This window comes from Hydrogenophaga sp. IBVHS1 (assembly GCF_002127265.1).
Lineage (GTDB): Bacteria > Pseudomonadota > Gammaproteobacteria > Burkholderiales > Burkholderiaceae_C > Hydrogenophaga.
This window is the reverse complement of sequence record NZ_NFUU01000002.1, coordinates 283,636-308,728: the sequence shown is the minus strand read 5'-3', so window position 1 is coordinate 308,728 and position 25,093 is coordinate 283,636. Positions and strand designations below refer to the sequence as shown.

At 65.7% G+C, this 25,093-nt stretch carries 24 protein-coding genes; 7 read left to right on the top strand and 17 right to left on the bottom strand.

Going from position 1 to position 25,093, the window contains the following annotated elements; all coding sequences use genetic code 11:
- Window positions 1-28: 28 nt before the first annotated feature.
- The 12 genes from murD to dksA all read right to left on the bottom strand — a co-directional run bounded on the left by murD (window position 29) and on the right by dksA (window position 14,564).
- On the bottom strand, window positions 29-1,813 hold the full coding sequence (murD, locus tag CAP37_RS16205; protein ID WP_086125262.1) for a UDP-N-acetylmuramoyl-L-alanine--D-glutamate ligase: 1,785 nt from the start codon (window positions 1,811-1,813) through the stop codon (window positions 29-31).
- Entirely contained in the window at window positions 1,810-2,988 is a 1,179-nt protein-coding gene (mraY, locus tag CAP37_RS16200) for a phospho-N-acetylmuramoyl-pentapeptide-transferase (protein ID WP_086125261.1), read from the bottom strand. Before mraY ends, murD begins: the two co-directional genes overlap by 4 nt.
- The gene (murF, locus tag CAP37_RS16195; protein ID WP_086125260.1) at window positions 2,978-4,414 is read right to left on the bottom strand and encodes a UDP-N-acetylmuramoyl-tripeptide--D-alanyl-D-alanine ligase; all 1,437 of its coding nucleotides are present in this window, start codon (window positions 4,412-4,414) and stop codon (window positions 2,978-2,980) included. The genes mraY and murF overlap by 11 nt, the downstream gene beginning before the upstream one ends.
- On the bottom strand, window positions 4,411-5,967 hold the full coding sequence (locus tag CAP37_RS16190; RefSeq protein ID WP_086125259.1) for a UDP-N-acetylmuramoyl-L-alanyl-D-glutamate--2,6-diaminopimelate ligase: 1,557 nt from the start codon (window positions 5,965-5,967) through the stop codon (window positions 4,411-4,413). The genes murF and CAP37_RS16190 overlap by 4 nt, the downstream gene beginning before the upstream one ends.
- Window positions 5,967-7,700 carry a penicillin-binding protein 2 gene (locus CAP37_RS16185; protein WP_086125258.1) on the bottom strand — a complete coding sequence of 578 codons (1,734 nt, stop codon included), beginning with the start codon at window positions 7,698-7,700 and terminating at the stop codon, window positions 5,967-5,969. The genes CAP37_RS16190 and CAP37_RS16185 overlap by 1 nt, the downstream gene beginning before the upstream one ends.
- Window positions 7,697-8,002 (bottom strand): cell division protein FtsL, encoded by a 306-nt coding sequence (gene ftsL / locus CAP37_RS16180; RefSeq protein ID WP_086125257.1) that lies wholly within the window; start codon window positions 8,000-8,002, stop codon window positions 7,697-7,699. The genes CAP37_RS16185 and ftsL overlap by 4 nt, the downstream gene beginning before the upstream one ends.
- The gene (gene rsmH / locus CAP37_RS16175) at window positions 7,999-8,925 is read right to left on the bottom strand and encodes a 16S rRNA (cytosine(1402)-N(4))-methyltransferase RsmH (protein WP_086125256.1); all 927 of its coding nucleotides are present in this window, start codon (window positions 8,923-8,925) and stop codon (window positions 7,999-8,001) included. The genes ftsL and rsmH overlap by 4 nt, the downstream gene beginning before the upstream one ends.
- 5 nt (window positions 8,926-8,930) lie before the next feature.
- On the bottom strand, window positions 8,931-9,356 hold the full coding sequence (gene mraZ / locus CAP37_RS16170) for a division/cell wall cluster transcriptional repressor MraZ (protein ID WP_086125567.1): 426 nt from the start codon (window positions 9,354-9,356) through the stop codon (window positions 8,931-8,933).
- A gap of 270 nt (window positions 9,357-9,626) precedes the next feature.
- On the bottom strand, window positions 9,627-10,967 hold the full coding sequence (hslU, locus tag CAP37_RS16165; RefSeq protein ID WP_086125255.1) for an ATP-dependent protease ATPase subunit HslU: 1,341 nt from the start codon (window positions 10,965-10,967) through the stop codon (window positions 9,627-9,629).
- 82 nt (window positions 10,968-11,049) lie between these two features.
- Window positions 11,050-11,607 carry an ATP-dependent protease subunit HslV gene (gene hslV / locus CAP37_RS16160; protein ID WP_086125254.1) on the bottom strand — a complete coding sequence of 186 codons (558 nt, stop codon included), beginning with the start codon at window positions 11,605-11,607 and terminating at the stop codon, window positions 11,050-11,052.
- 102 nt (window positions 11,608-11,709) lie between these two features.
- The gene (locus tag CAP37_RS16155; RefSeq protein WP_086125253.1) at window positions 11,710-13,596 is read right to left on the bottom strand and encodes an STAS domain-containing protein; all 1,887 of its coding nucleotides are present in this window, start codon (window positions 13,594-13,596) and stop codon (window positions 11,710-11,712) included.
- A 41-nt stretch (window positions 13,597-13,637) separates the two neighbouring features.
- A complete protein-coding gene (dksA, locus tag CAP37_RS16150; RefSeq protein ID WP_306297837.1) occupies window positions 13,638-14,564 on the bottom strand; it encodes an RNA polymerase-binding protein DksA in 927 nt (308 codons plus the stop codon).
- A gap of 94 nt (window positions 14,565-14,658) precedes the next feature.
- Between dksA and CAP37_RS22080 the strand changes: the two genes are divergently transcribed.
- Window positions 14,659-14,823 carry a hypothetical protein gene (locus CAP37_RS22080; RefSeq protein ID WP_256927048.1) on the top strand — a complete coding sequence of 55 codons (165 nt, stop codon included), beginning with the start codon at window positions 14,659-14,661 and terminating at the stop codon, window positions 14,821-14,823.
- Between the two features lie 218 nt (window positions 14,824-15,041).
- Here CAP37_RS22080 and CAP37_RS16145 read toward each other — a convergent pair whose 3' ends face one another.
- The 5 genes from CAP37_RS16145 to dapF form a co-directional block, all read right to left on the bottom strand.
- A complete protein-coding gene (locus CAP37_RS16145) occupies window positions 15,042-16,109 on the bottom strand; it encodes a GTP-binding protein (protein ID WP_086125251.1) in 1,068 nt (355 codons plus the stop codon).
- A gap of 84 nt (window positions 16,110-16,193) precedes the next feature.
- Window positions 16,194-16,586 (bottom strand): DsrE family protein, encoded by a 393-nt coding sequence (locus CAP37_RS16140; protein ID WP_179190274.1) that lies wholly within the window; start codon window positions 16,584-16,586, stop codon window positions 16,194-16,196.
- Between the two features lie 108 nt (window positions 16,587-16,694).
- On the bottom strand, window positions 16,695-17,696 hold the full coding sequence (locus CAP37_RS16135) for a tyrosine recombinase XerC (protein WP_086125249.1): 1,002 nt from the start codon (window positions 17,694-17,696) through the stop codon (window positions 16,695-16,697).
- Window positions 17,693-18,373, bottom strand: coding sequence for a DUF484 family protein (locus tag CAP37_RS16130; protein WP_086125248.1), 681 nt, complete (start codon window positions 18,371-18,373; stop codon window positions 17,693-17,695). The genes CAP37_RS16135 and CAP37_RS16130 overlap by 4 nt, the downstream gene beginning before the upstream one ends.
- A 21-nt stretch (window positions 18,374-18,394) precedes the next feature.
- A complete protein-coding gene (gene dapF, locus CAP37_RS16125) occupies window positions 18,395-19,270 on the bottom strand; it encodes a diaminopimelate epimerase (protein WP_086125247.1) in 876 nt (291 codons plus the stop codon).
- A gap of 182 nt (window positions 19,271-19,452) precedes the next feature.
- Between dapF and CAP37_RS16120 the strand changes: the two genes are divergently transcribed.
- Genes CAP37_RS16120 through CAP37_RS16095 form a run of 6 tightly spaced genes read left to right on the top strand, consistent with a single transcriptional unit; the run spans window position 19,453 to window position 25,091 of the window.
- Window positions 19,453-20,496 (top strand): ABC transporter ATP-binding protein, encoded by a 1,044-nt coding sequence (locus tag CAP37_RS16120; RefSeq protein WP_373271096.1) that lies wholly within the window; start codon window positions 19,453-19,455, stop codon window positions 20,494-20,496.
- A gap of 55 nt (window positions 20,497-20,551) precedes the next feature.
- Window positions 20,552-21,841 carry a PotD/PotF family extracellular solute-binding protein gene (locus CAP37_RS16115; RefSeq protein WP_086125246.1) on the top strand — a complete coding sequence of 430 codons (1,290 nt, stop codon included), beginning with the start codon at window positions 20,552-20,554 and terminating at the stop codon, window positions 21,839-21,841.
- A gap of 5 nt (window positions 21,842-21,846) precedes the next feature.
- Window positions 21,847-22,746, top strand: coding sequence for an ABC transporter permease (locus CAP37_RS16110; RefSeq protein WP_086125245.1), 900 nt, complete (start codon window positions 21,847-21,849; stop codon window positions 22,744-22,746).
- Window positions 22,747-22,748: 2 nt separating this feature from the next.
- Window positions 22,749-23,645 (top strand): ABC transporter permease, encoded by an 897-nt coding sequence (locus tag CAP37_RS16105; protein ID WP_086125244.1) that lies wholly within the window; start codon window positions 22,749-22,751, stop codon window positions 23,643-23,645.
- Window positions 23,642-24,346: a GntR family transcriptional regulator gene (locus CAP37_RS16100; protein ID WP_086125243.1), complete on the top strand. Its 705-nt coding sequence runs from the start codon at window positions 23,642-23,644 to the stop codon at window positions 24,344-24,346. The genes CAP37_RS16105 and CAP37_RS16100 overlap by 4 nt, the downstream gene beginning before the upstream one ends.
- 7 nt (window positions 24,347-24,353) lie before the next feature.
- Window positions 24,354-25,091 carry an aspartate/glutamate racemase family protein gene (locus CAP37_RS16095; protein WP_086125242.1) on the top strand — a complete coding sequence of 246 codons (738 nt, stop codon included), beginning with the start codon at window positions 24,354-24,356 and terminating at the stop codon, window positions 25,089-25,091.
- Window positions 25,092-25,093 lie beyond the last annotated feature (2 nt).

Sequence of the window (25,093 nt, the reverse complement as noted above, 5' to 3'; positions counted from 1 at the left end):
CAGGGCTTGGTGGGTGCAGGTTTCTTTTTCACTGGCCACTCTCCAGGCTCACACCGTGCTCAAGCGCCAGCGACTGGACGGCTTCCACGAACACGCGTGCGCGGTGCACGTAGTTGTCGAACATGTCCAGGCTGGCGCAGGCGGGCGACATCAGCACCGCATCGCCCGAACGCGCCTGCTGCGCGGCCAGGGTCACGGCCTCTGGCAATGTGCTGGCATCGAGCTGGGGCGTTCCGGCGTCTTCAAGTGCCGCACCCAACGCTGCGCGCAACAATGCGGCGTCGCGGCCGATGTACACGACCGCGCGGGCATGCCGCGCCAGCGGTGCGGCCAAAGGCGAGAAGTCCTGCCCCTTGCCATCGCCACCCAGAATGACCACCAGTCGCCGTTCGGCACCGAGGCCATTCACCGCCGCCAGCGTGGCGCCCACGTTGGTGCCTTTGCTGTCGTCGAAATACTCGACCTCGTCGACGATGGCCACCGGCTCCACGCGGTGCGGCTCACCCCGGTACTCGCGCAGGCCGTGCAGCATGGGGCCCAGCGCAGCGCCGGTGGAGGTGGCCAGCGCGAGCGCGGCGAGCGCATTGGCGGCGTTGTGGCGGCCGCGGATGCGCAGCGCGTCCACCGGCATGAGGCGCTGGAAATAGACCTCTTCGTCATCGTCGGCCGTGCGGCCCCGTTTGCGCGTTTCATCCAGTGCCAACGCCCGCACCAGCCAGGCCATGCCGTTGACCGTCTCGATGCCCCAGTCCCCCGCGCGCGTCGGCACGTCGAGGCCGAAGCTGGCCCAGGGCCGGGCGCTTTGCTTGCGGTTGCGGTTGCCCACCTTCACGGTCACCAGACCAGGTTGCAGGGCCATCACCAGCGGGTCGTCCCGGTTGAGCAGCATGAGCGCCTGCGCGCCGAACACTGCGGCCTTGGCCTGGCTGTAGGCCGGCATGTCGCCGTGCCAGTCGAGGTGGTCTTCGGTGAGGTTGAGCACGGTCGCCGCCGTGGGCACGCGGTCCCAGTCGCCACCGGCCGTGCCGTCGAGCTGGAAGCTGGAGAGTTCGAGCACCCACGTCGATGGCAGGTGGGCGGGTTGCGGCGGCGCGATGGGTGGCGGCACCAGCTGTGTCGGTCCTTCGTCATCGCCTTCGGCGGCAGGCGGCAACATTTCTTCGCTCGCTGCTTCGTCCGCGATGTCATCGAGCGGTGCAGCGACCACCGGCGTCTCGGGCGACACCTCGGGCGACACCTCGGGCGGCGTATCGGCTTGCACCTCGGCTGCCGCACGCTCGTCGTCGGCCTGCTGGGCGATCGCTTCGTGGTCCAGCGCGGCGCCAAGCACATCGAGCAGCGCCGGGCCGATGTTGCCGGCCACCGCCACGTTCACCCCTGCGCGCTGCAGCAGCAGGCCGGTGAGCGAGGTCACGGTGGTCTTGCCGTTGGTGCCGGTGATCGCGAGCACCTGGGGCCGGTACGGCAGGCGTTCGCGCTGGGCAAGTTCGCCCAGCGAGCGTGCGAACAGATCCAGTTCACCGACCACGGCCACGCTGCGCTGCCGGGCCCAGCTGAACACCGCCTGCAACGAAGCCGGTGCCAGACCCGGGCTGCGGGCGATCAGTTGCCAGTCACCACGCGCCAGCAGGGATTCGTCGAATGGACCCGCCACGAAACTGGCCTGCGGACACTCAGCCTGAAGGGCCGAGAGTTGCGGGGGTGACTCGCGTGTGTCGGCCACCGTCACGCGCGCGCCCTGCCGTTGGCACCAGCGTGCCATGGCCAGGCCGGAGGCCCCGAGCCCAAGGATGAGGACGGCCTGGTCTTTCATCTCAGCTTGAGGGTGGACAGACCCACCAGGCACAGCAGCATGGTGATGATCCAGAAACGCACGACGACCTGCGTCTCCTTCCATCCCTTCTTCTCGAAGTGGTGGTGCAACGGCGCCATCTGAAACAGGCGGCGGCCGGTGCCATAGCGGCGTTTGGTGTACTTGAACCAGGTCACTTGCAGCATGACCGAGAGCGCTTCCACCACGAAGATGCCGCCCATGATGGCGAGCACGATTTCTTGGCGGACGATGACGGCAATGGTGCCCAGCGCACCGCCGAGTGCGAGCGCGCCCACGTCGCCCATGAAGACCTGCGCGGGGTGCGTGTTGAACCAGAGGAACGCCAGACCGGCGCCCGCCATGGCGGCGCAGAAGATCAGCAGCTCACCGGCACCCGGAATATGCGGCAGCAGCAGGTAGCGCGAGAACACCGCGTTGCCGGTGACGTAGGCGAACACGCCGAGTGCCGAGCCCACCATGACCACAGGCATGATGGCCAGGCCGTCCAGGCCATCGGTCAAGTTCACGGCGTTGCTGGAACCCACGATGACCAGGTAGGTCATGACCACGAAACCGAACACACCCAGCGGGTAGCTGATTTCCTTGAAGAACGGCACCAGCAACCCGGCTTGCGGCGGCAGGTCGACCGTAAAGCCCGAGCGCACCCAGGCGACGAAGAGTTCGAGCACGCGCAGGTTGTTGCTCTCGGACACACTGAACACCAGGTAGAACGCCGCCACCAACCCGATCACCGATTGCCACAGGTACTTCTCGCGCGAGCGCATGCCCTCGGGGTCCTTGTGCACCACCTTGCGCCAGTCGTCCGCCCAGCCGATGGCCCCGAAACCGAGCGTGACCAGCAACACGATCCACACGAAGCGGTTGGACAGGTCGAACCACAGCAGGGTGGAGAGCGCAATGGCGAACAGGATCAGCACGCCGCCCATGGTGGGCGTGCCGCCCTTGCTCAGGTGCGTCTGCATCGCGTACTCACGGATCGGCTGGCCGATCTTGAGCGCGGCCAGCCGGCGGATGAAGAAGGGACCCGCCACCAGGCCCACGAGCAAGGCGGTGAGCGCGGCCATGACGGCGCGAAAGGTCAGGTACTGGAACACCCGCAGGGAACCGAATTCGGGCGAAAGGCCTTGCAGCCAGAGGGCCAGGCTAGGCAGCATGGGCGTTGTCCTTGAGATGGTCCGGCTGACGTGCGTGTTCAAGCCCCTGCAAGGCCTGCACCACGCGCTCCATGCGCATGAACCGCGAACCCTTGACGAGCACGCTGCGAAACACCGGGCGGTCGTCGCTCACCGCGGCGCAGATGGCGCCAGCCATGGCGGGCACTTCGACCCAATGCACGGGCTCCGGCGCACCGGCTTCACGCAGCGCGGCACAGGCCCGCGACATCCATTCGCCGGTGACGTGGACCGCTTCGATGCCTCGCGCCTGCGCATGGCGAAGCACTTCTTCATGAAAGGCCAGGCCCTGTTCACCAACTTCGCCCATGTCGCCCAGCGCCAGCAGGCGCGGCGCCGGCAGTTCGGCCAGCACGTCGATGGCGGCGCGCACGGAGTCGGGGTTGGCGTTGTAGGTGTCGTCGATCAGCGTGAGCTGACGCTCACCCAGCCGCAGCGAGAGTGCGCGTGATCTGCCGCCCACGGGTTCAAACGCATCGAGCCCGCGCGCCACGGCTTCGAGCGGAACGCCGGCGGCCAGGGCACAGGCGGTCGCCGCCAACGCATTGCGCACGTTGTGGCGCCCAGCGATGCGCAGGCGCACGCTGGCTTGCCCGGCGGATGAGTTGAACCGAAGTTCCCAGGCGCCACCCTGCCACTCCGCACTGACAGCGGTGACGTCTGCACCAGGGTCGGTATCGCTGAAGGTGAGCACACGACGCTGCGCAGCCAGCTTGCGCCACAGCGGCGTGTAGGTGTCGTCCGATGGGAAAACCGCCACGCCGTCTGCAGCCAGTGCCTGGATGACCTGTCCGTTTTCCAGCGCCACCGCTTCCACGCTGGCCATGAACTCCTGGTGCTCGCGCTGCGCGTTGTTCACCAGCGCCACGGTGGACTGGGTCAGGAGCGCGAGCTCGGCAATCTCGCCCGGGTGGTTCATGCCGAGCTCGACCACCGAGAGCTGGTGCCCCGCCTGCAGGCGCAGCAGCGTGAGCGGCACGCCGATGTCGTTGTTGAAATTGCCCTGCGTGGCGTGTGCGGACTCGCCAGCGGCCGCGCGCAGGATGGACGCAATCATCTGCGTGACCGTGGTTTTGCCGTTGCTGCCCGTTACGGCGATCAATGGCAGTGTGAACTGGTTGCGCCACAGCCGCGCCAGTTCGCCGAGCGCGCGCCGTGTGTCGGCCACCAGCACGCCGGGCAGGCCGGCCTCGACCAGGCCATGATCGGCGATGGCGGCCAGCGCGCCTTGTGCGTGTGCCTGGGGCAAAAATTCGTGCGCGTCGAAACGCTCGCCCTTGAGCGCCACGAACAGATCGCCAGGTTGCAGGCTGCGCGTGTCGGTGTGCACCCGGATGAACGGAAGATCCACCTGGCCCACCACCTGAGCGCCGCTGAGTTGCGAGAGAAGCTGGCCCATGGTCTTCATGCAGTGGCTCCCTGGCGCGCACGCCGCTGCAGCGCGTCACGCGCTTCGTGCACATCGGAGAAAGCGCGCTTCACGCCCATCACGTCCTGGTAGTCCTCGTGGCCCTTGCCGGCGATCAACACCACGTCGCGTGCGTCAGCCTGGGACACCGCCAGGTCGATCGCGCGCGCACGATCGGGTTCGACCCGTGCCGCGTCCGGGCTCGACAGGCCTGCCACCATCTGGAGCAGGATCGCTTGCGGGTCTTCGCTGCGCGGGTTGTCGCTGGTAAGCACGGTCTGCCCGGCCTCGTGCTCGGCGGCAGCGGCCATCAGCGGGCGTTTGCTGGCGTCTCGATCGCCGCCACAGCCCACCACCACCCAGAGCGAACCGCCGCGCTGCTGCACCAGCGGCTGCAAGGCCTGCAATGCTTTCTGCAGGGCATCGGGGGTGTGTGCGTAGTCGACCAGCACCAGGGGCTGCCCCGGCGCAGGGGCAGCCACCTGCTCCATCCGGCCGGGCACCGGCGTGAGGGCCGCACAGGCGCGCACCGCTTCGCGCAGCGACACACCCAGCGCGCGTGCCGTGGCGAGCACGCACAGCAGGTTGGACACGTTGTAGCGGCCGACCAGGGGCAACGTCAGTTCGTGGTTCTCGAGCACCTGGCCCTGCGTGTGGCGTTCACCGACCTGCAGGGCCATGCCTTCGTGTGTGAAGCGCAGGCCCGTGGCGAACAGGCGCGAACGCGCCAGGCGTTCGGTGCCCACACCTTCGGTCTCGATGGCCACTGTCCAGAGATCGAGACCTCGGCTGGCCAGCGAGGCCGCCAGCGACACGCCACGAGGATCGTCCAGATTCACCACCGCGCTGACCAGCGCGGGCCAGTCGAACAGGGCCGCCTTGGCAGCCCAGTAGGCTTCCATGCTGCCGTGGTAATCGAGGTGGTCCTGGGTGAAATTGGTGAACACAGCAACGCGCAGCCGCGTGGCGTTCAAGCGACCTTCCACCAGCCCGATCGATGAGGCCTCGATCGCGCAGGCCTTCAGCCCCTCATCGACAAATCGGCGCAACTGCGTCTGCAGCATCACCGGGTCGGGTGTGGTGAGTCCGGTGGGCACCAGCGCCTCGCCGCGTTCCGCCGCCACTGGCGGCTGGCCCATGCCCAGCGTGCCCACCACCGCGCAGGGCTTCTGGCAGGCCGAGAGCAGTTGGGCGGTCCACCAGGCGGTGGATGTCTTGCCGTTGGTGCCGGTGATGGCCACCATGTCCAGCGCTGCGCTGGGCATGCTGTGAAAAGCGCTGGCGATGGCACCCGCCGAAGCCTTGAGGCCCGGCACGGCGGCAATCCGCTCATCGGTGAAGCCGTGGGCCTCCACGCCGTCGAGCTCGACCAGCGCCGCGCTGGCGCCGGCACGCAGGGCATCGGCCACGAAGCGGCGGCCATCGGTGGCCGCTCCTGGCCAGGCCACAAATCCATCGCCCGCGCGCAGGCGGCGGCTGTCGCAATGCAGCTCGCCCGTCACACGCTCACGCAGCCATTCGGCCACCGCGTGGGGATGGAGGATGGTGCGCATCAGAAGGATTCCTCGACCACTTCGGTGACGATCTGCGGCTTGACGTTCATGTCCGGTTGCACGCCGAGAATGCGCAGCGTCTGCTGCACCGTCTCACTGAACACCGGGGCCGCCACCACGCCGCCGTAGAAGGCGCCGTTGCTGGGTTCGTCCACCATCACCGCCACCACGATGCGCGGCGATTCAACCGGCGCCAGACCAACGAACCAGCTGCGGTACTTCTTGTCGGCGTAGCCCTTGCCTTCCTGCTTGCGCGCCGTGCCGCTCTTGCCGCCGACCGAATAGCCCATGGTCTGCGCGCGTGAACCGGTGCCGCCCGGGCCGGCGGCCAGACCCAGCATCTGGCGCACGGCGACCGCGTTCTTTGCGCTGAACACGCGCACGCCTGCCACGGTATCGGCCGACTTCTGCAGCGTCACGGGAATCAGCTCGCCGTCGCGCGCGAACACGGTGTAGGCCTGCGCCAACTGGAACAACGAGGTCGACAACCCATAGCCATAGCTCATGGTGGCCTGCTCGATCGGGCGCCAGCTCTTGTAAGGCCGCAGCCGGCCGGCCACAGCACCGGGAAAGGGCAGTTGCGGTTTCTGCCCGAAGCCCACCTGGGCATACGTTTCCCACATTTCGCGCGGGCTCATCTGCATCGCCATCTTGACGGTGCCCACGTTGCTCGACTTCTGGATCACCTGCGACACCGTAAGCACCTCGTTCGGATGCGAGTCGCTGATGGTGGATCCGCCGATCGTGATGCGGCCTGGGGCGGTGTTGATGGGCGTGTTGGGCGTAACAAGCCCCTTGTCCAGCGCCAGCCCGACGATGAACGGCTTCATGGTCGAGCCCGGTTCAAAGCTGTCGGTAAGCACTCGGTTGCGCAGCTGCTCGCCGGTGAGGTTCTGGCGCCGGTTGGGGTTGTAGCTCGGGTAGTTGGCCAGTGCCAGCACCTCGCCCGTCAGCGTGTCAATCACCACCACGCTGCCCGCGCGCGCCTTGTGCTGCAGCACCGCGTCCTTGAGCTTCTGGTAGGCGAAGTACTGCACCTTGCTGTCGATCGAGAGCTGCAGGTCCGGTCCATCCACCGGCGGCACCACATCGCGCACATCTTCCACCACGCGCCCGAGGCGGTCCTTGATCACGCGGCGCGAACCGCTTTTGCCCGCCAGCTGTGCGTTGAAGGCCAGCTCCACGCCTTCCTGGCCGATGTCTTCCACGTTGGTGAAGCCCACCACGTGCGCACCGGCTTCGCCTTCGGGGTATTCGCGCTTGTACTCGCGGCGCTGGTAGATGCCTTTGATGTCGAGTGCGGCAATCTGCTTGGCCACGGGATCGTCCACCTGTCGCTTGACCCACACAAAGGTCTTGTCTTCGTGGGCCAGGCGCTTGCGCAGATCGGCCAGCGGCATCTCCAGCAGTTTCGCGAGCTGGCGCAGCTTGGGATCGGCGCGGTCCACGTCCTCGGGAATCGCCCAGATGCTCTGCGCCACTACGCTGGACGCGAGGATCAGGCCATTGCGGTCGAGCACACGGCCACGGTTGGCGGGCAGTTCCAGCGTGCGGGCAAAGCGCACTTCGCCCTGGCGCTGGAAGAAATCGTTGCCGAACACCTGCACGTAGGCGGCGCGCCCCGCGAGGCCCGCGAAGGCCACGGCCAGGCAGGCAACGATGAACTTGCTGCGCCAGACCGGCGTGCGGCTGGCGAGCAAGGGGCTCGCGGAATAGTTGATGCTGCGGCTCATGGCCTGCGCTCCGGCACGGGCGCCAGAGCCGGTTGCGGCTCGAATACGGTGACGTACTGCGTGATGCCCGGTGTGACGGGCCGCATCTGCAACTGGCGCGAGGCGATCAGCTGCACGCGCGCGGGCGTGGCCTGGGCTCGCTTCTGCACCTGCAGCTGCTCGTGCTCCGATTCCAGCTTGCGCGACTGCGCCTGCGCGCGGTCCACGGCTGCGTACAGACGGCGCGATTCGTACTGCGTGTGCACCAGGTAGAACGCGCTCGCGATCACCACAACCAGCAGGACGAGATTGAGACGGATCATGCGGCCGCCTCGGTTCGTTCGGCCACCCGCATCACCGCACTGCGTGAACGCGGGTTGCCTTTGACTTCTTCGTCAGAGGGCATCACGCGCTTCAGACCGCGCAGGGCCATCGGGGCGGGTTCGGCAAACGGCACGCGGCGATCCACCACGGCGCGCGAATGGCGCGCCATGAACTGCTTGACCATGCGGTCTTCGAGCGAATGGAAGCTGATCACCACCAGTTTTCCTCCCGGGCGCAATACTTTCAGACTGGCTTCTAGCGCTTGTTGCAACTCTTCAAGCTCGGCGTTGATGAAAATCCGAAGAGCCTGAAATGTGCGCGTTGCAGGGTCCTTGCCCGGCTCGCGGGTTTTGACCGCGCCAGCCACGATTTCGGCCAGCTCGCTGGTGGTTCGAAAAGGGCCCCGTTCCTGTCGGCGACGATCAATCGCCTTTGCAATCGATTGAGCAAACCGTTCTTCGCCATAGTCACGAATGACCTCCGCCAGGGTGGAAATATCGGCCGTCTCCAGCCACTGCGCCACGCTCTGTCCGCGCGTGGTATCCATGCGCATGTCCAGAGGACCATCGTGGCGAAAAGAGAATCCCCGCTGGGGATCGTCGATCTGCGGCGAACTCACGCCCAGATCCATCAACACGCCATCTGCGCACGCTGCGCCCAGCTCCGCCAGATGGGCAAAGCCTTCGTGCCGAATGGAAAAACGGCCATCGCTGGCCGCCAGTTCCTGCGCCACCGACACGGCCTGTGGGTCTTTGTCGAAGGCGGTCAGCCGGCCTTTCGCAGACAGGCTCTCCAGCATCAGGCGCGTGTGACCACCGCGTCCGAATGTGGCGTCCACGTAATGACCATCCGGGTTGATCGACAGCGCCTGCACAGCTTCGTTCAACAGGACGGTGTGGTGAGTCCATGTGCCTTGCACCATCGCCCTTAGAAGGAGAAGTCCTTGAAGACATCGGGCATGTCGGCCTTCATGGCTTCGGATTCCTGCGCCGCGTAGGTCGAGGCATCCCACAACTCAAGGTAGGAACCCATGCCCAGCAGCATCACGTCGCGGGTGATGCCGGCGCCCGCGCGCAGTTCGGGCGAGACCAGCACGCGTCCCGTGCTGTCCATCTCGACGTCCATGGCATTGCCGAGGAAAATTCGCTTCCACCACTGCGCTGCCATGGGCTGAGCTGCAATCCGATCACGGAACTCTTCCCACGCACTGCGCGGGAAAATCATCAGGCAACCATGGGGGTGTTTGGTGATGGTGAGCTGGTTGGAACCCGCACCCAGGGCGTCACGGTGCCGCGTCGGCACGGAGAGCCGACCCTTGACATCGAGATTGAGAGAAGACGCACCCTGGAACACCGCAGCCAATCCTTGAAAAACACTTTTCACCACTTAATTGCACTTTTCCCCACTTTAGCAGGAAACAGTCGCGCTGCAAGCGCGTGGCTACAGTTTTTTTCAATGAAATCAACCACTTAGGGCGCAAACATGCAAGCGGATGTTGAATCGACAAAAGCGCATTAAAAGCAAGCACTTAGACGAATCACTGCATGTGATGCTTCAAAACCCTCTGGCAGAGAGGGCTGTACGGGCAATCAGGTGTCTGCGCGGCAGTCTCGCGCCTGGAACTCAGAGGATGTAGCGAGACAAGTCTTCGTTCTGACTGAGTTCGCTCAACCGGCCGTCCACGTAGGCGGCGTCGATGGCGATGGTCTGACCACTCAGATGGGCCGCTCCAAAGCTCACCTCGTCGAGCAGGTGCTCCATGACAGTGGCCAGGCGGCGCGCGCCAATGTTCTCGGTGCGCTCGTTCACATCGCAGGCGATCTGCGCCAGGCGGCGGATGCCTTCGGGGCTGAATTCGACCGTGACACCCTCGGTCGCCAGCAGCGCCTGGTACTGGCGCACCAGCGAGGCGTGCGTCTGCGTAAGGATGGCCTCGAAGTCGTCGACCGACAGCGACTGTAGCTCCACACGAATCGGAAAGCGGCCCTGCAATTCGGGGATCAGGTCGCTCGGCTTGGCCAGATGGAAGGCGCCACTGGCGATGAACAGGATGTGATCGGTCTTGATCACACCGTATTTGGTCGTGACCGATGTGCCTTCCACCAGCGGCAGCAGGTCGCGCTGCACGCCCTGGCGGGAAACCTCGGCGTTGCCGCCGCCTTCGTTGCGCGAGGTGACCTTGTCGATCTCGTCGATGAACACGATGCCGTTCTGCTCCGCGTTGTGCAGCGCGCGCGTGCGGATCTCGTCTTCGTTGACGAGCTTGCCGGCCTCTTCTTCGATGAGCAGCTTCTTCGCCTCGGCGATGGGCAGCTTGCGCGTCTGGCGCTTGCCTGCACCCATCTGGCTGAACATGCCGCGCAGTTGTTCGGCCATTTCTTCCATGCCGGCCGGACCCATGATCTCCATCGGCGGCCGCTGCTCGATGAGATCGATCTCGATCTCCCGCTCGTCCAGCTCGCCTTCGCGCAGCTTCTTGCGGAAGTTCTGGCGCGCCGTGCTTTCAGTGGTGGCCACCACACTGGCCGGTTCGGCCGCCATGCTGCGCGGCGGCGGAATCAGGATGTCGAGGATGCGGTCTTCGGCGGCGTCTTCCGCGCGTGTGCGCTGCTTTCGCATCTCCACTTCACGCGTCTGTTTGATGGCGATTTCGGCGAGGTCGCGAATGATGCTGTCCACATCCTTGCCCACGTAGCCCACCTCGGTGAACTTGGTGGCCTCCACCTTGATGAACGGTGCATCAGCCAGCCGAGCCAGACGGCGCGCGATCTCGGTCTTGCCCACGCCGGTCGGGCCGATCATGAGAATGTTCTTGGGCGTGATCTCGGGGCGCAGCTTGTCGTCGACCTGCTGGCGCCGCCACCGGTTGCGCAGAGCAATGGCCACAGCGCGCTTGGCGCCTTTCTGGCCGATGATGAAACGGTCGAGTTCGGAAACGATTTCCTGCGGAGTCATTGAAGACATGAAGCCCCCTCGCTTGTCACTCCGTGTACTGCGCTGCCCCCCAAGGGGGTGCGAGCTTGCTTGGGGCGGCCCGGCGCGGCGCTCATGTCGTTGTCTCCAGCGTTTCGATGGTGTGGTTCATGTTGGTGTAGATGCACAGCTCACCGGCAATGGCCAGCGACTTGCGCACCACCTCTTCGGCGCTGAGTTCCGTGTGGTCGACCAGGGCTTTAGCGGCCGCCTGAGCGTAGGCACCGCCCGAGCCAATGGCGACGATGCCGTGCTCAGGTTCGAGCACGTCGCCGTTGCCGGTGATGATGAGCGAGGCGCTGTGATCTGCCACCGCGAGCATGGCCTCCAGGCGGCGGAGCACGCGGTCGGTGCGCCAGTCGCGCGTGAGTTCGATGGCGGCCCGCACCAGATGCCCCTGGTGCTTTTCCAGCTTGGCCTCGAAGCGTTCAAAAAGGGTGAAAGCGTCGGCGGTAGCGCCTGCGAAGCCAGCCAGCACCTTCTCGTGGTAGAGCTTGCGCACCTTGCGCGCCGTGCCCTTGACCACGATGTTGCCCAAGGTTACCTGGCCATCGCCGCCAATGGCCACCTGCACGCCTTGGGGTGTCTGCCGGCGAACGCAGATGATGGTGGTGCCGTGAAAGGATTCCATGGATTCGAGTTGGGGTCTTGGGAAGAAATTGCAACCGCCGGGCATGGCGGGTTTTGCAACGGATGGTACCGGGGTCGGCCCAAGGCCAGCGGACGCGAAGTGTCAGTCGACGCGAACAACCACTTTGGCGTATTCGGTAATGCCGATCACGTGGAAGAAAGCCGACACCAGGCGGTGCGCGTCCACGAACTGCACCAGACGGCCTTCGGCGTGGTGGCTGGAGACCCAGTTGAGCAGGGTGCCCGCTGCAGAAAAGTCCACCCGGATCAGGTGGCGGCAGGAAATGATGAGCACGTCGGCGCCCTTGAGCTTGCGCTCCAGCGCATCGAGCGTGGTCTGCGGATCGCCACGAATCTCGCCTGAGAGTTCCACCAGACCCAGCTGGCTGGTCTCCGACCCCTGGCTGTCGAGCAGCGACTCGCCACCGCCAGGGTAGCCCGAGGCCACCTGTTCCAGCACCGATTCGCCCAGCACAGACTGCCCAGCGTCACCGGGCTTGCTGTTGGACACCGACGTGTAGTGGCAGCGGGGCTTCTCCCAGCCCGGTGGCGACACCTCGTAGGTGACGCAAAAATCGAGCGCGGTCAGCTCGAATTCATCCGGGCGGTTCATGATGCGCAGCACGGCCATGCGCAGTTCCCACCAGAGCTGCTCCACGTCGCGCCGACTCGAAGGTGTCTGGCTCTTCAGCAGGTCACGAAACGAAGCTGCGCCCTGAAAACGCAGCTCCACATCCTGGTCGCCCCAGAGCGTGAACATGCCCAACAGGGCACGAGCGGCCTTGAGGTCCATGCTTTCCAGTGGCGTCCAGTCCAGCACCCAGGGCTGTGGCGCGCGCAAAAGCACGTTCTGCAGGGTACCCACCGCATGCGCGTCGAGTTCGGCTTCGCTGACCCAGACCGCGCGGTTCTGACCGGTGGAGGGGGTATAGACCTTGCCCGTCATGCGGGACACCGCATCGGGCATGTCGTACCACTGCGGTGCCGAGCGGTCGAAGCGGTTGACGAAGTCCACCGCGCGGCTTTCGAAGGGTGCGAGCTGGCCGGTGGCGCGGTATAGGTCGAACAAAGCCAGCCAGTCTTCCTGCTGGTCGGCCTTGCTGCCTCCCTCGTTCAACACCTCGAGCAAGCCCTGCTCCGCACCGGCATCGTCGCCATTCGCGAAGCGGATCGCGGCCTCTTCGACCTCGGGATCCTGCGCAATCTCCTGCACATCCAGCGCAAAAAAATGCGAGGCAGAGAACAGGGAAGCGGGACTGCCCGACTGCCGCTGCGACGTGGGCGCCATCAGGCCGGTGCGCGCGGGTGGCGTGGCCGCGGGCGGCGGTGGTGCGTCGGCCACCTGACGCTCACGAGAGGGTGACCAGGTCTTGCGGAGCGGCACCGGGGCACTCCCCGGCTGGGTGTCGAGCATCGACCGCTCCAGCCTCTGGCTGGCCGAGTTCGGGCCGGCCGACGCCGGGTTGGGCAGCGGGCCGGGTTCGGTTTCGTCGTACTGGGCCTTGCGCTGCTTGACGTTGGGGTCTGGTGCGGCCGGCACCGAGCTGGAGTCGTCCTTTTTGGAGGACGGGCCACCTGGGCCATGCGGCGCGGTGTTCAAACCCGAGCCCGTGCTCACCAGCGAGTCCGGTCCCTTGGTCTTCCACCACTGCATCGACATCTGGGCTTCGATCTCGTCGATCTTCTTCAGCGTCTCGGCGCGATCGTCCGGCTTTGAGGGCAGGCTGCTCTGGAAGAAAGACGGGCGCATGCCCTGACCTTCGCCCGGCGTGCCTTCACGGCTGCGGATCTTGCGGAGCATGTCGAACTCGCGCTTGCGCACGAAATCGTTTCGCCGCTTGCGCTCGATCATTTCCTTGAGCGCGGCCTTGCTGTACTCGCTCTCGCGGTCCGCAGAACGCGTGTCCAGATCCGACCAGCTCGTCGTCGGGTGGCGGACGAACTTCACCACCTTGGACAGGAAACCGCCGTTGGAGTCGTCCTTGGACATGGGTGCTGTTATCGCAATGAAGAAAGCGTGCCGGACCGGGTTCAGTCGCCAAACATCTTCTGCTTGAGCTCACGGCGCTGCTGCGCCTCGAGCGACAGGCTCGCGGTGGGGCGGGCCATGAGCCGGCCCACGCCGATGGGCTCGCCTGTTTCTTCGCAGTAGCCGTAGTCGCCAGAATCAATGCGGGCAATCGCCTGTTCGATCTTTTTGAGCAACTTGCGTTCACGGTCCCGTGTGCGGAGCTCGAGCGCGTGCTCTTCTTCGATGGTGGCGCGATCGGCCGGATCGGGCACGACCACGGTGTCCTCGCGGAGGTGCTCGGTGGTTTCGCCGGCATTGGCCAGCATGTCGGCCTTGAGCTGAGAGAGTTTGCGGCGGAAGAAGGCCAGCTGCAAGTCGCTCATGTACTCGGTGTCGGGCATGGCCTGCACATCCTGGTCGGTGAGTTGTTCCACCGACAGGGTCTTCCAGTTGTTGGCCCGCTTGGGATCTTTCTGAATGGATGAGGGGACGGGAGGGGTCATGACGGCGCGTTCGTTCATTTGGGAAAAGGTCGCTTTGGCAGCGTCCGGGGCGTGGGTGGGAACCACCGCGGCCTGGGTCATCTGCTCCATCATGACTTTCTTGGCGGCCCGCTTGCCCAATGGGCGCGGCGTGGGCTCCACCACCACAGGTGCGGGAGTGGCCGCGCGCTTGGCGCTGGAGGGCTTGGGAGCAGGCGCTGCGACGGGCGCGGCCTTGGTAACCGGAGGAATCACTTTGGGGGCAGCCGCCTTGGCAACGGGCTGGATCTTGGTTTTGGCGGCCTGGGCCGCCGGTTGGGTCGTCTTGGAGGGCACGGGCTTCCTGGCTGACGCCTTCGGCACCGGCAGGGGAGCGCTTTTCTTGACCGCAGGTCGGGCGGCAGGTTTGACCGCCACTTTCTTGGCGACCGGCTTGGGAGCGGGCTTCTTGGCGGCAGGTTTCACAGCGGCCTTCACTGGAGCCTTCTTGACAGGCTCTTTGGCGGCGGGTTTCGCCGTCACTTTGGACTTGGTGGCGGCCTTGGCAGGAGGCTTCGACTTGACCGCCGACCTGGTGGTGGCGGTCTTGCTGGCCACCGGCGCGCGTGACTTGGCTCCCGGTGCGGCGGGTTTGCCTGATTTCGCTGTCCTGGTTGCCGGGGCTTTCACAACGGTCTCCTCTGTGTACCTGACGATGCGGGATCTGGGGCCGGGGCGCCGCTGAGGGTCGTTATACCCCCATTGCCCAACGCCTTTGAAGGCGGGTGGAGGTCAAGCGTTGCAGACCGCCGGCCTGCCGACTTGGGCCGCGATTGTAACGAGACTGCTCCAAGCGGCCCGGATTCCTGCCCCGGGGGCAACCCGACACGTTGGAGAAGCGAGACAAACAACACGTTCGGACCTGGTTCTGATGGAGAAGCACGGACCTGCGGACTCGCACCCTCAGGCCAGGCTCTGGTCCAGACCCTGGATCAGGATGTCCTTGGGCAGGTCGATGCCGATGAACACCATCTTGCTCACCCGAGGCTCGCCTTCGGCCCAGACCGGTCCGAGGTCGCTGCCCATGAGCTGGTGCACACCCTGGAAGATTACTTTGCGGTCGGTGCCATCCATATGCAGCACGCCCTTGTAGCGCAGCATGCGCGGGCCATACACCTGAACGATGGCGCCCAGGAAGTCTTCGAGTTTGGCGGGGCTGAAGGGTCTGGTGGCCCGATACACAAAACTCTTCACATCGTCGTCGTGATGGTGGTGGTGACCGTGGTCTCCGTGGTCGTGCTGGTGCGAGGGATGGTCGCAGTGCTCACCATGTTCGTGTTCGTGATCGTGGTCGTGGTCGTGGTCGTGGTCATCGACCTTCAGGAAGTCGGGGTCGATGTCGAGCTTGGCGTTGAGGTTGAAGCCGCGCAGGTCGAACACTTCCTTGAGCGAAACCTCGCCGAAGTGCACAGGTCGCATGGGTGCGCGCGGGTTCATGTGCTTTAGGCGGTGGGTCAGCGCGTCCAGCTCCTCGCCAGTCACCAGATCGGCCTTGCTGATGAAGATCTGGTCGGCAAAGCCCACCTGTCGGCGCGCTTCCTGCCGGTCGTTGAGCTGATCGGCGGCGTGCTTCGCATCCACCAGCGTGAGGATGGAGTCCAGCAGGTACTGCTCGGCGATTTCGTCGTCCATGAAGAACGTCTGCGCCACAGGCCCTGGGTCGGCCAGACCCGTGGTCTCGATCACCACCCGGTCGAAATCGAGCTCGCCCTTGCGCTTCTTCTGCGCCAGGTCCTGCAGCGTGGCGCGCAGGTCGTCGCGAATCGTGCAGCAGATGCAGCCATTGCTCATCTGGATGATGTTTTCCTGCGTGTCCGACACGAGAATTTCGGTGTCGATATTTTCTTCACCGAATTCGTTCTCCACCACGGCGATCTTCTGACCATGCGCCTCCGAGAGCACGCGCTTGAGCAGCGTGGTTTTGCCCGAGCCCAGAAAGCCGGTGAGTATGGTGGCGGGAATGAGTGACATGGGGCGGGCGCGGCGATCGGTGGAGGGGGGAGCGGAAGCAAACCGGGGAGTGTATGCGAGCCCGGTCGGTTGCGCAGGCCGGGATCAGGGGCGCAGGTAGACGTAGCCTTCACGGGCCTGCAAACGGGCCACCTCGGCCACGCCCGAGGGCACCACCTTGGCTTCCATCGCCACTTTGGACGCATCGATGTTGCGCGAGACCAGCGTGTTGTTGCACACGAAGAACCCAACGCCCTTGGCGGACAGGTCGCCGATGGCCCCGGCGAAGGACTGGTTGGCCGTGTTGTTGGCACCGTCGAGCAGGAAATCGATGCCGGCGCCGTGCGTCACCACCACGATCTTGGCGGTGGGGTCGGCAGCCAGGTGATTCCGGATGTTCTGGATCGCGCGCGAGGCTTGAGGAATGCCGTCGCTCAGGTGGTAGACGACCTTCACGGCCGGCGGCGTCTGGGCCTGCGCCTGAAGCGTCGTGGCCATCACGGCGGCAAGCAACAGGGACTTGAAAGCGGCGAGAAATTTGAACACGGTGGTCTCCAATGGATGCAGGCAAGGGCGCATCCTACAAGCATCGGCCCGACCGGGGCCTCAGCGGGGAGATCGGACGCGAGGCGCTGCGGGTGCCAGCGAATCGTCGGCCGCCCCGGGCGCAGCACCTTTCGCATGCGCCCGGGGGTGCGCCGCGTCGTAGGCCTTGGCGAGGTGCTGAAAATCCAGCCGGGTGTAGACCTGCGTGGTGCTGATGCTGGCGTGACCGAGCAGTTCCTGCACGGCGCGCAGATCGCCGCTGGACTGCAGCACGTGGCTGGCAAACGAGTGCCGCAGCATGTGCGGGTGCACCGGTGTGGCCAGGCCGGCGAGCAGGGATCGGCGCTTGAGCCGCAGCCGGATGTGCTGAGGCGTCAAACGCTGGCCACGCGCGCCAATGAACAACGCCGGGTTGTCGCTCGCCCAGGCGGCGCGCAGCTCCAGCCAGCGAGCCAGGGCATCGAGCGCCTGGCGGCCCACCGGCACGCTGCGCCGCTTGGCCCCTTTGCCCAGCACATGGGCCTCGCCGTCCCGCGCGTCGATCCAGCCGCGCGCGCTGGCGCTGGCCGCCACATCCAGCCCCACCAGCTCGCCAATGCGCATGCCGCAGCCATACAGCAATTCGGTGATGCAGGCATCTCGCGCCTCCAGCGACGGAGGGTCGGCCGCTTCATGGTGCGAGGCCAGCTGAACCGCCTCGTCCACCCCGAGCGCCTTGGGCAGGGGCTTGCCGGCCTTGGGCGCGCGCACGTCCTGCACCGGGTTGTGGTTGATCAGGGCCTGGCGACCCAGCCACACATAAAACCCTCGCCAGCCCGAGAGGATGAGTGCAATGCCGCGCGCGCTGCGGCCACCGCCGTGCATCTTCGCCACCCAGCGGCGGATGTGGGGACTCTGCACTGCCGTAAGCGCCACGCCGGCCTCGCGCGCATGGGCGGCGAGTTTTTCAAGATCCAGCGTGTAAAGCTCGACGGTGCGCTCGGCCAGGCGCTTCTCCACGCGCACGTGGTTCAGGTAGGCCGTCACCAGCGCAGCATCTTCAACGCTGGTGGGGATGTTCATGGGCGCAAGCGGGAGAGCGCCGCGCTGGAGAGTTCACCAATGCGCTCCAGGAAGTCGGTACCCATGTCGGCAGCAAAGCGCTGGTGGTCGGCAGAGGCCAGCACCAGCAATCCGAACGCCTGGGGCGCCAGACCTGCGCGCAGCGGAATGAGGGCCACTGAGGCGGCCGAGGTCGGGTCGGCGAGCCACTGCGCAGCCTCCAGGCCGGGGTTGGCGCCGCAATAGGGATGCATGAGCGACGAGGCGAAAGACCGGACGTCTTCGCTCGCGCCCTGCGCAAAAGGTTCGTCTGCGAACTCAGGCGAGACGTCCCACACCTTGATCGCCACCTGAGGCACCAGGAAGTGCTCGCCGATGGCGCGCGCGGCCACGGTCGGCAGATCGTTGGCCTCGCGGGTCAGCAGCAGTTCACGGGTCCAGCGCTGCAGCTTGTCGGCAATGGTGGTGTTCTCGTGGCCATTGCGGATCATCTCGGCCGCCTTGAGCTCGAGGCCACGGATCTTCTCGCGGAGCATCTCGGCCTGGCGTTCCTGAAGGCTCACGGCGCGCTGGCCATGGGGGCTGGTGAGCTGCACGGCGGCCAGCAGGCTGGCGTGGCGCTCAAAGAAGTCGGGCGTGTTCGCCAGGTAATTGGCGATGTCGTCTTCGGTGATGGGGGGAATCTGGTTGGGGTTCATGGTGCTGCACTGTAGACGACATCACGCCAGGTCGGGCAGCTCGATCTCACCGTCAAACACGGTGGTGGCCGGGCCGGTCATGAACACCGGCTGATCGTGGCCCGGCGTGTTCTCCCATTCGATGCTGAGCACGCCGCCGCGCGTGTGCACATCCACCCTCGCATCAAGCAGGCCGAGGCGAATGCCGGCCACCACAGCGGCACAGGCGCCGGTGCCGCAAGCCAGGGTTTCACCCGCGCCGCGCTCGTACACCCGCAGGCGCACCTCGCCGCGGTTGACCACCTGCAGGAAGCCGGCGTTCACGCGCTGGGGAAAGCGTTCGTGCGATTCGATCCACGGACCCCAGGCCTGCACCGACGCAGTCTGCACGTCTTCCACCAGCAGCACGGCGTGGGGGTTGCCCATGGAGAGCACCGCGACCGGCACATCGCCGGCGTAGGGCAGCGCCAGCGGCCAGCGCTCGAAGTCGCCCATGGGCTCGGGCTGGAAGCCCTCGGCCAGGAAAGGAACGCGATCGAGTTCAAACACCGGCGGCCCCATGTTCACTGTCACTCGGCCGTCGCCGTGCATGCGCAGTTCCAGCTCGCCATTGATCACCTTCACGCGCAGCGGGTTCTTCTGGCTCAGTCCCTTGTCGTGCACGTAGCGCACGAAGCAGCGAGCCCCGTTGCCGCAGTGCTCCACCTCGCCACCGTCGGCGTTGTGAATGGCGTATTCGAAATCCAGCCCCGCGCCCGGCGAAGGCCGCACGCTCAGGATCTGGTCGGCGCCGACACCGAAATGCCGGTCGGCCAGGAAACGGTACTGGGCCGCGCTCAGGCCCAGGCGTCCCTGCGTCTCGTCGAGCACAACGAAATCGTTGCCCGCGCCCTGCATCTTGGTGAATCGGATGTGCATGGACGGGATTATCCGTCCAGCCCGTCTGGCGCGCACCGCACTGGCGCGGGGCCACAAGCTGGTGCACAGCGGGCGCACCGCGATGACTTGAACGGCGCCGGTCCCGCAACACTGCGCACAAACGGGGTGCTTTTCTGTACGCAATCTGAAGAAAAGTGCGTACAAAACGGCTGGCACGGCTTATGCAAACAGCGATCGTCATGAACGATCCCACGCCCCAGGCCGCCGGCATTGAACTGATCGCGCTGACCAAGCAGTACGCCGCAGGCAGCGTGGCGGTGGACAGCATCAACCTGCGCATTGCCAGTGGCAGCTACTGCTGTCTGCTGGGGCCTTCGGGCTGCGGCAAGAGCACCACGCTGCGCATGATCGCCGGGCACGAGAGCACCACCAGCGGCGACATCCTGCTGGAGAACCGCAACATCACCCACTTGCCAGCCGCTGGGCGCGGCACGGCCATGATGTTCCAGAGCTTTGCGCTGTTCCCCCATCTCTCGGCGCTGGACAACGTGGCCTTCAGCCTGAAGATGAAAGGCATCGACAAGGACGCGCGCCACAGGCAGGCGCAGGACCTGCTGGAGCGCGTGGCCATGGGGCACCTCGCCCAGCGCAAGCCCGGCGAGCTCTCGGGGGGCCAGCAGCAGCGCGTGGCACTGGCGCGCGCCCTCATCACGCAGCCGCGCGTGTTGCTGCTCGACGAACCGCTGTCCGCGCTCGACCCCTTCCTGCGCGTACAGATGCGCGCCGAGCTGCGCCGCTGGCAGAAGGAACTGGGGCTCACGTTCATTCACGTCACGCACTCCCAGGAAGAGGCGATGGCGCTGGCCGACACCATGGTGGTCATGGACCACGGCCGCATTGAACAGGTCGGCTCGCCGCACGAGGTCTACAACCGGCCCGCCAGCGAGTTCGTGGCGCGGTTCATGGGCGGCCACAACGTGCTGCAGACGACGCAGGGCAAGGTGGCCGTGCGCAACGACCACATACGCGTGGCGCCGCTGGAGGCTGGCGAGAACGGCTGGCCCGCCACGGTGAACGATGTCGAGTACCAGGGCAGCTATGTGCTGCTCGGCCTGCACCTGGCCGAGGGTCAGGCGGGCGAGAACGTCTCGGTGATGCTGCCCGAGGCGAGTTTTGCCCAGCGCCCCTATGCGCCGGGCGACCAGGTCAGCCTGAGCTGGGCGGCCTGGCAGGCGCACAGCTTTGCGCCGACCCTCAACGCCTGACTTTCCAGGCGGATTTTTTCCTTTCCTTCCCAACCCGCACCGCAGGAGATTTGCCATGTCGAAACCCGATCAAGAGCCCACCATCGCCGCCGCTGGCCTGAGCCGCCGCAGCCTGCTGCAAGGCACCGCCGGCATGGCCGGCATCCTGGCCACGGGGCTCGCGCCCGCCGTACATGCGCAAGAGAAGATCGTGCTGCGCTACCTGGGCACCGCCGTGAACCAGGACAAGGCGATCGCCGAGAAGTTCAAGGCCGACACCGGCATCGAGATCCAGTACGTGGCCGTGACCACCGACGACGTGACCAAGCGCGCCGTGACCGCCCCCAACAGCTTCGACCTGATCGACACCGAGTACTTCTCTCTCAAGAAGATCGTGCCCACGGGCAACCTCAAAGGCATCGATACCAAGAAGATCAAGAAAGCCGACAAGATCACGCCGCTGTTCACCACCGGCACGGTGGCCGGTAAAACCGTGGGTGACCAGGGCACGGCGCCCAAGAAGGTGATCTACCTCGAAGGCGAGAAGAGCAAGAAGTTCGCGACCTCGCCCACGCAGTACATGTCGCTGATCCCCACGGTCTACAACGCCGACACGCTGGGCATCCGCCCCGACCTGATCAAGCGCCCGATCGAGAGCTGGGCCGAGCTGCTCAACCCCGAGTTCAAGGGCAAGGCCGCGATCCTGAACATCCCCTCGATCGGCATCATGGACGCCGCCATGGTGGTGGAGGCCAAGGGCATCCACAAGTACAAGGACAAGGGCAACATGACCAAGGCCGAGATCGACCTGACGATCAAGACCCTGATCGAGGCCAAGAAGGCTGGCCAGTTTCGTGCGCTCTGGAAGGACTTCAACGAATCGGTGAACCTGATGGCCTCGGGCGAGGTGGTGATCCAGTCGATGTGGAGCCCCGCCGTGACCGCCGTGCGCACCAAGGGCATCGCCTGCAACTTCCAGCCACTGAAAGAGGGCTACCGCGCCTGGGCGGCTGGTTTCGGCCTGCCCGCCACGCTCAGCGGCCGCAAGCAGGATGGTGCCTACGAGTTCATCAACTGGTTCCTCGACGGCTGGGCCGGCGCCTACCTGAACCGCCAGGGCTACTACAGCGCCGTGCTCGACACCGCCAAGACCAAGATGGAAGCCTATGAGTGGGCCTACTGGATGGAAGGCAAACCCGCCTCGCAAGACATCAAGAGCCCCAACGGCGATGTGCTGGCCAAGACCGGCGCGGTGCGCGACGGCGGCAGCTACGAGGCGCGCATGGGTGGCATCGCCTGCTGGAACGCCGTGATGGACGAGAACGAGTACATGGTTCGCAAGTGGAATGAGTTCGTAGCAGCCTGAATGCCATGAGCAACACCACCACGAACCCCATCAAGACCGTGCGTGCCTGGTGGCAGGCCGCGCCGTTCACGCTGGTGTTCGTGGTGTTCTTCCTGATTCCGCTGGCGCTCACCGTCATGGTGAGCTTCTGGAATTTCAACGAGTACGAGCTCATTCCCGGCTTCACGCTGCGCAATTACGCGGCCATTTTCGAGGGCTGCTCGGTGCTCACCGAGCATGGCGACTTCTGCGTCTCGCTGTCCACCTACCTCTCCACACTCAAGTTCTGCCTGCTGGTCTGGGGCATCACGCTGGTGGTGGGGTTCGCGGTGGCGTATTTCCTCGCCTTCCACGTGCGCTCGCCCGGCATGCAGACGCTGCTGTTCGTGCTGTGCACCGTGCCGTTCTGGACGTCCAACGTCATCCGCATGATTTCCTGGGTGCCGCTGCTGGGCCGCAATGGCCTGGTCAACCAGAGCCTGATGGGCATCGGCGTGATCAACGAGCCCGTGGAGTGGCTGCTGTTCTCCGACTTTTCGGTGGTGCTCGCGTTCGTGCACCTCTACACCATGTTCATGATCGTGCCGATCTTCAACAGCATGATGCGCATCGACCGCAGCCTGCTCGAAGCCGCCAGCGACAGCGGCGCGAGCAGCTGGCAGACGCTGTGGAACGTGATCGTGCCGCTCTCCAAGACCGGCATCATCATCGGCTCGATCTTCGTCATCACCATCGTCATGGGCGACTTCGTCACCATCGGCGTGATGGGCGGGCAGCAGATCGCCTCGGTAGGCAAGATCATTCAGGTGCAGACCTCTTACCTGCAGTTCCCGCTGGCCGCGGCCAATGCGGTGATCCTGCTGGCGATCGTGCTCATGATCATCTGGGGCCTGACGCGCCTGGTCGACATCAGAAAGGAACTCTGATCATGGCCAGCCGGATTTCAGAACCCCGCGCGCCCGGCTTCTGGCCGCTGGCGATCGTCTTCGCGCTGTTCGTGCTGTTCATGTACGGCCCCATGTTCGTCATCTTCGTGCTCAGCTTCCAGGGGCCCGAAGGCGGCCTCACCTTTCCGCTGCGAGGTGTGTCGCTGCACTGGTTCTACAAACTCGCCGAAGGTCTGGGCACGGTGGACATTGGCGCGGCATTTCTGCGCTCGCTGTGGCTGGGCGGCGTGGTGATGCTGTTGACCGTGGTGCTCTCGGTGCTTGCCGGCCTCGCATTCCGCAAACCGCTGCGCGGCGGCAACGCCCTCTTCTACCTGACGGTGGCGAGCCTGATCATGCCGTCCATCATTGTTTCGCTCGGCATCGGCCTGCAGTTCCGTCTGCTCGATGGTGGCATCAAATGGCTGCTGGAGGCCATGGGCGCCACCGGCACGCTGGAGAATTACGGCACCGCGCTGGGCCTCATGACCTCCGCACTCGGCGCCCACCTCACCTGGACGCTGCCGTTCGGCCTGCTCATCATGTTCGCGGTGTTCAACCGCTTCAACCCGGCCTACGAAGAAGCCGCGCGCGACCTGGGCGCCACGCCCTGGCAAGGTTTCCGCCACGTCGTGCTGCCGCTGATCGGCCCCTCGGTGGTCGGCATCGGCATGTTCGGCTTCACGCTGAGCTGGGACGAAATTGCGCGCACCTCGCAGGCCATCGGCGATGTGAACACGCTGCCGCTCGAACTGCAGGGACTCACCTCCAAGGTGACCACGCCAGCCATCTACGCACTGGGCACGGTGACCACCGTGGTCTCGCTGCTGGTGATGGGGGTGGCGGTGTCGCTGGCGATGTGGCTGGGCAAGCGCCAGAAGAAGGGACGCGCGGAATGACCGGTGTTCCCTCGGCGAGCGACAGCACCATCTACGACCGCGTCGTCTCCGCCATCCTCGATCACCGCCTCCCGCCCGGCACCAAGCTGGTGGAAGACCGCCTGGCCAGTGCCTTCGGGGTTTCGCGCACGCTGATCCGACCGGTGCTGGTGCGCCTGGCGAATGAGCACATCGTCACCCTCACGCCCAACCGCGGAGCCACCATCGCCCAGCCCAGCGAGCAGGAAGCGCGCGAGGTGTTCGAGGTGCGTCGCCTGATCGAATCGCAACTGGTCGAACGCTTCGTGGACCGCGCCGTGCACGACGACATCCAGTTGCTCAGCCGCTGCATTCGCGACGAGGAAGCGGCACGGGAAGCCGGCGAGATGCGCCGCGCGATCCGCCTCTCGGGCGATTTCCACCTGCACATTGCCGACCGCGCCGGGCAGCAGACGATGGGCCGCATCCTGCGCGAGATGGTCTCCCGCACATCGCTCATCCTCATGACCTACAGCAGCAGCCATGCGCAGGCGCGGCGCGATGCCACTGCCTGCGGCTGCGTGGAACACCGTGCGCTGCTCGCCGCCATTCGCCTGCGCGACGCGCGCGAGGCGGCGCGTTTGATGCGCGACCACCTGGACCGGCTGGAGTCTCAGCTCGATTTTTCACCGTCTGGCGGCAAGGTGCCCGATCTCGAAAGCCTTTTCACGCCCTCGCTCTGAACGCGCCATGCGGCAACTGCTGGTCATCAACCCCAACACCTCGGCCAGCGTGAGCGAGCTGCTGCAGACCCATGTGCAACAGGCAGCGGGGTTGCATGTGAGCGTTCGCACGGTCACCGCCCGCTTCGGTTCGCCCTACATTGCCGACGAGGCCAGCTACGCCGTGGCGTCCCACGCCGCGCTCGACGCCTGGGCCCACGCACTTGTCAGCGAAACGCGTGCCCCCGACGCCGTGCTGATCGGCTGCTTCGGCGACCCCGGCCTGATGGCCCTGCGCGAGAGCAGCCCGGTGCCGGTGACTGGTCTGGCCGAGGCTGCGTTCATCGAGGCCGCGCGCCACGGACGCTACGCCATCGTGACCGGCGGCGCGCGCTGGGGCCCCATGCTGCAGCGCCTGGCGCAGGCGCTCGGGCAGTCTCAGCAACTCGCCGGCATCCACACCGTGGCGCCCACCGGCGCGCAGCTCGCGGCAGACCCGGTGGCCGCGCGCACCCTGCTGGCCCAGGCCTGCCGCGACGCCTCGCGCCAGTTGGGCGTAGAAGCCGTCATCCTTGGCGGCGCCGGGCTGGCCGGCATGGCTGCGCTCGTACAGGCCGAGGTGCCGATTCCCGTGATCGACAGCGTGGTGGCGGGCGCGCACTGGGCCCTGCGCAGCGCACCGCTGCCACCCGCGCGTGAGCGAGCCGGCTTCGACGTCGCCTGGCAAGGGCTTTCACCCGAGATGGCTGCGCTCGGAACGCGATAAGG

Coding starts and splice junctions, on each gene's coding strand:
- murD (WP_086125262.1), bottom strand. CDS start 1,813: ATGAAAGACCAGGCCGTCCTCATCCTTGGGCTCGGGGCCTCCGGCCTG.
- mraY (WP_086125261.1), bottom strand. CDS start 2,988: ATGCTGCCTAGCCTGGCCCTCTGGCTGCAAGGCCTTTCGCCCGAATTC.
- murF (WP_086125260.1), bottom strand. CDS start 4,414: ATGAAGACCATGGGCCAGCTTCTCTCGCAACTCAGCGGCGCTCAGGTG.
- CAP37_RS16190 (WP_086125259.1), bottom strand. CDS start 5,967: ATGCGCACCATCCTCCATCCCCACGCGGTGGCCGAATGGCTGCGTGAG.
- CAP37_RS16185 (WP_086125258.1), bottom strand. CDS start 7,700: ATGAGCCGCAGCATCAACTATTCCGCGAGCCCCTTGCTCGCCAGCCGC.
- ftsL (WP_086125257.1), bottom strand. CDS start 8,002: ATGATCCGTCTCAATCTCGTCCTGCTGGTTGTGGTGATCGCGAGCGCG.
- rsmH (WP_086125256.1), bottom strand. CDS start 8,925: ATGGTGCAAGGCACATGGACTCACCACACCGTCCTGTTGAACGAAGCT.
- hslU (WP_086125255.1), bottom strand. CDS start 10,967: ATGTCTTCAATGACTCCGCAGGAAATCGTTTCCGAACTCGACCGTTTC.
- hslV (WP_086125254.1), bottom strand. CDS start 11,607: ATGGAATCCTTTCACGGCACCACCATCATCTGCGTTCGCCGGCAGACA.
- CAP37_RS16155 (WP_086125253.1), bottom strand. CDS start 13,596: ATGTCCAAGGACGACTCCAACGGCGGTTTCCTGTCCAAGGTGGTGAAG.
- CAP37_RS16145 (WP_086125251.1), bottom strand. CDS start 16,109: ATGTCACTCATTCCCGCCACCATACTCACCGGCTTTCTGGGCTCGGGC.
- CAP37_RS16140 (WP_179190274.1), bottom strand. CDS start 16,586: ATGGCCACGACGCTTCAGGCGCAGGCCCAGACGCCGCCGGCCGTGAAG.
- CAP37_RS16135 (WP_086125249.1), bottom strand. CDS start 17,696: ATGAACATCCCCACCAGCGTTGAAGATGCTGCGCTGGTGACGGCCTAC.
- CAP37_RS16130 (WP_086125248.1), bottom strand. CDS start 18,373: ATGAACCCCAACCAGATTCCCCCCATCACCGAAGACGACATCGCCAAT.
- dapF (WP_086125247.1), bottom strand. CDS start 19,270: ATGCACATCCGATTCACCAAGATGCAGGGCGCGGGCAACGATTTCGTT.
- CAP37_RS16120 (WP_373271096.1), top strand. CDS start 19,453: ATGCAAACAGCGATCGTCATGAACGATCCCACGCCCCAGGCCGCCGGC.
- CAP37_RS16115 (WP_086125246.1), top strand. CDS start 20,552: ATGTCGAAACCCGATCAAGAGCCCACCATCGCCGCCGCTGGCCTGAGC.
- CAP37_RS16110 (WP_086125245.1), top strand. CDS start 21,847: ATGAGCAACACCACCACGAACCCCATCAAGACCGTGCGTGCCTGGTGG.
- CAP37_RS16105 (WP_086125244.1), top strand. CDS start 22,749: ATGGCCAGCCGGATTTCAGAACCCCGCGCGCCCGGCTTCTGGCCGCTG.
- CAP37_RS16100 (WP_086125243.1), top strand. CDS start 23,642: ATGACCGGTGTTCCCTCGGCGAGCGACAGCACCATCTACGACCGCGTC.
- CAP37_RS16095 (WP_086125242.1), top strand. CDS start 24,354: ATGCGGCAACTGCTGGTCATCAACCCCAACACCTCGGCCAGCGTGAGC.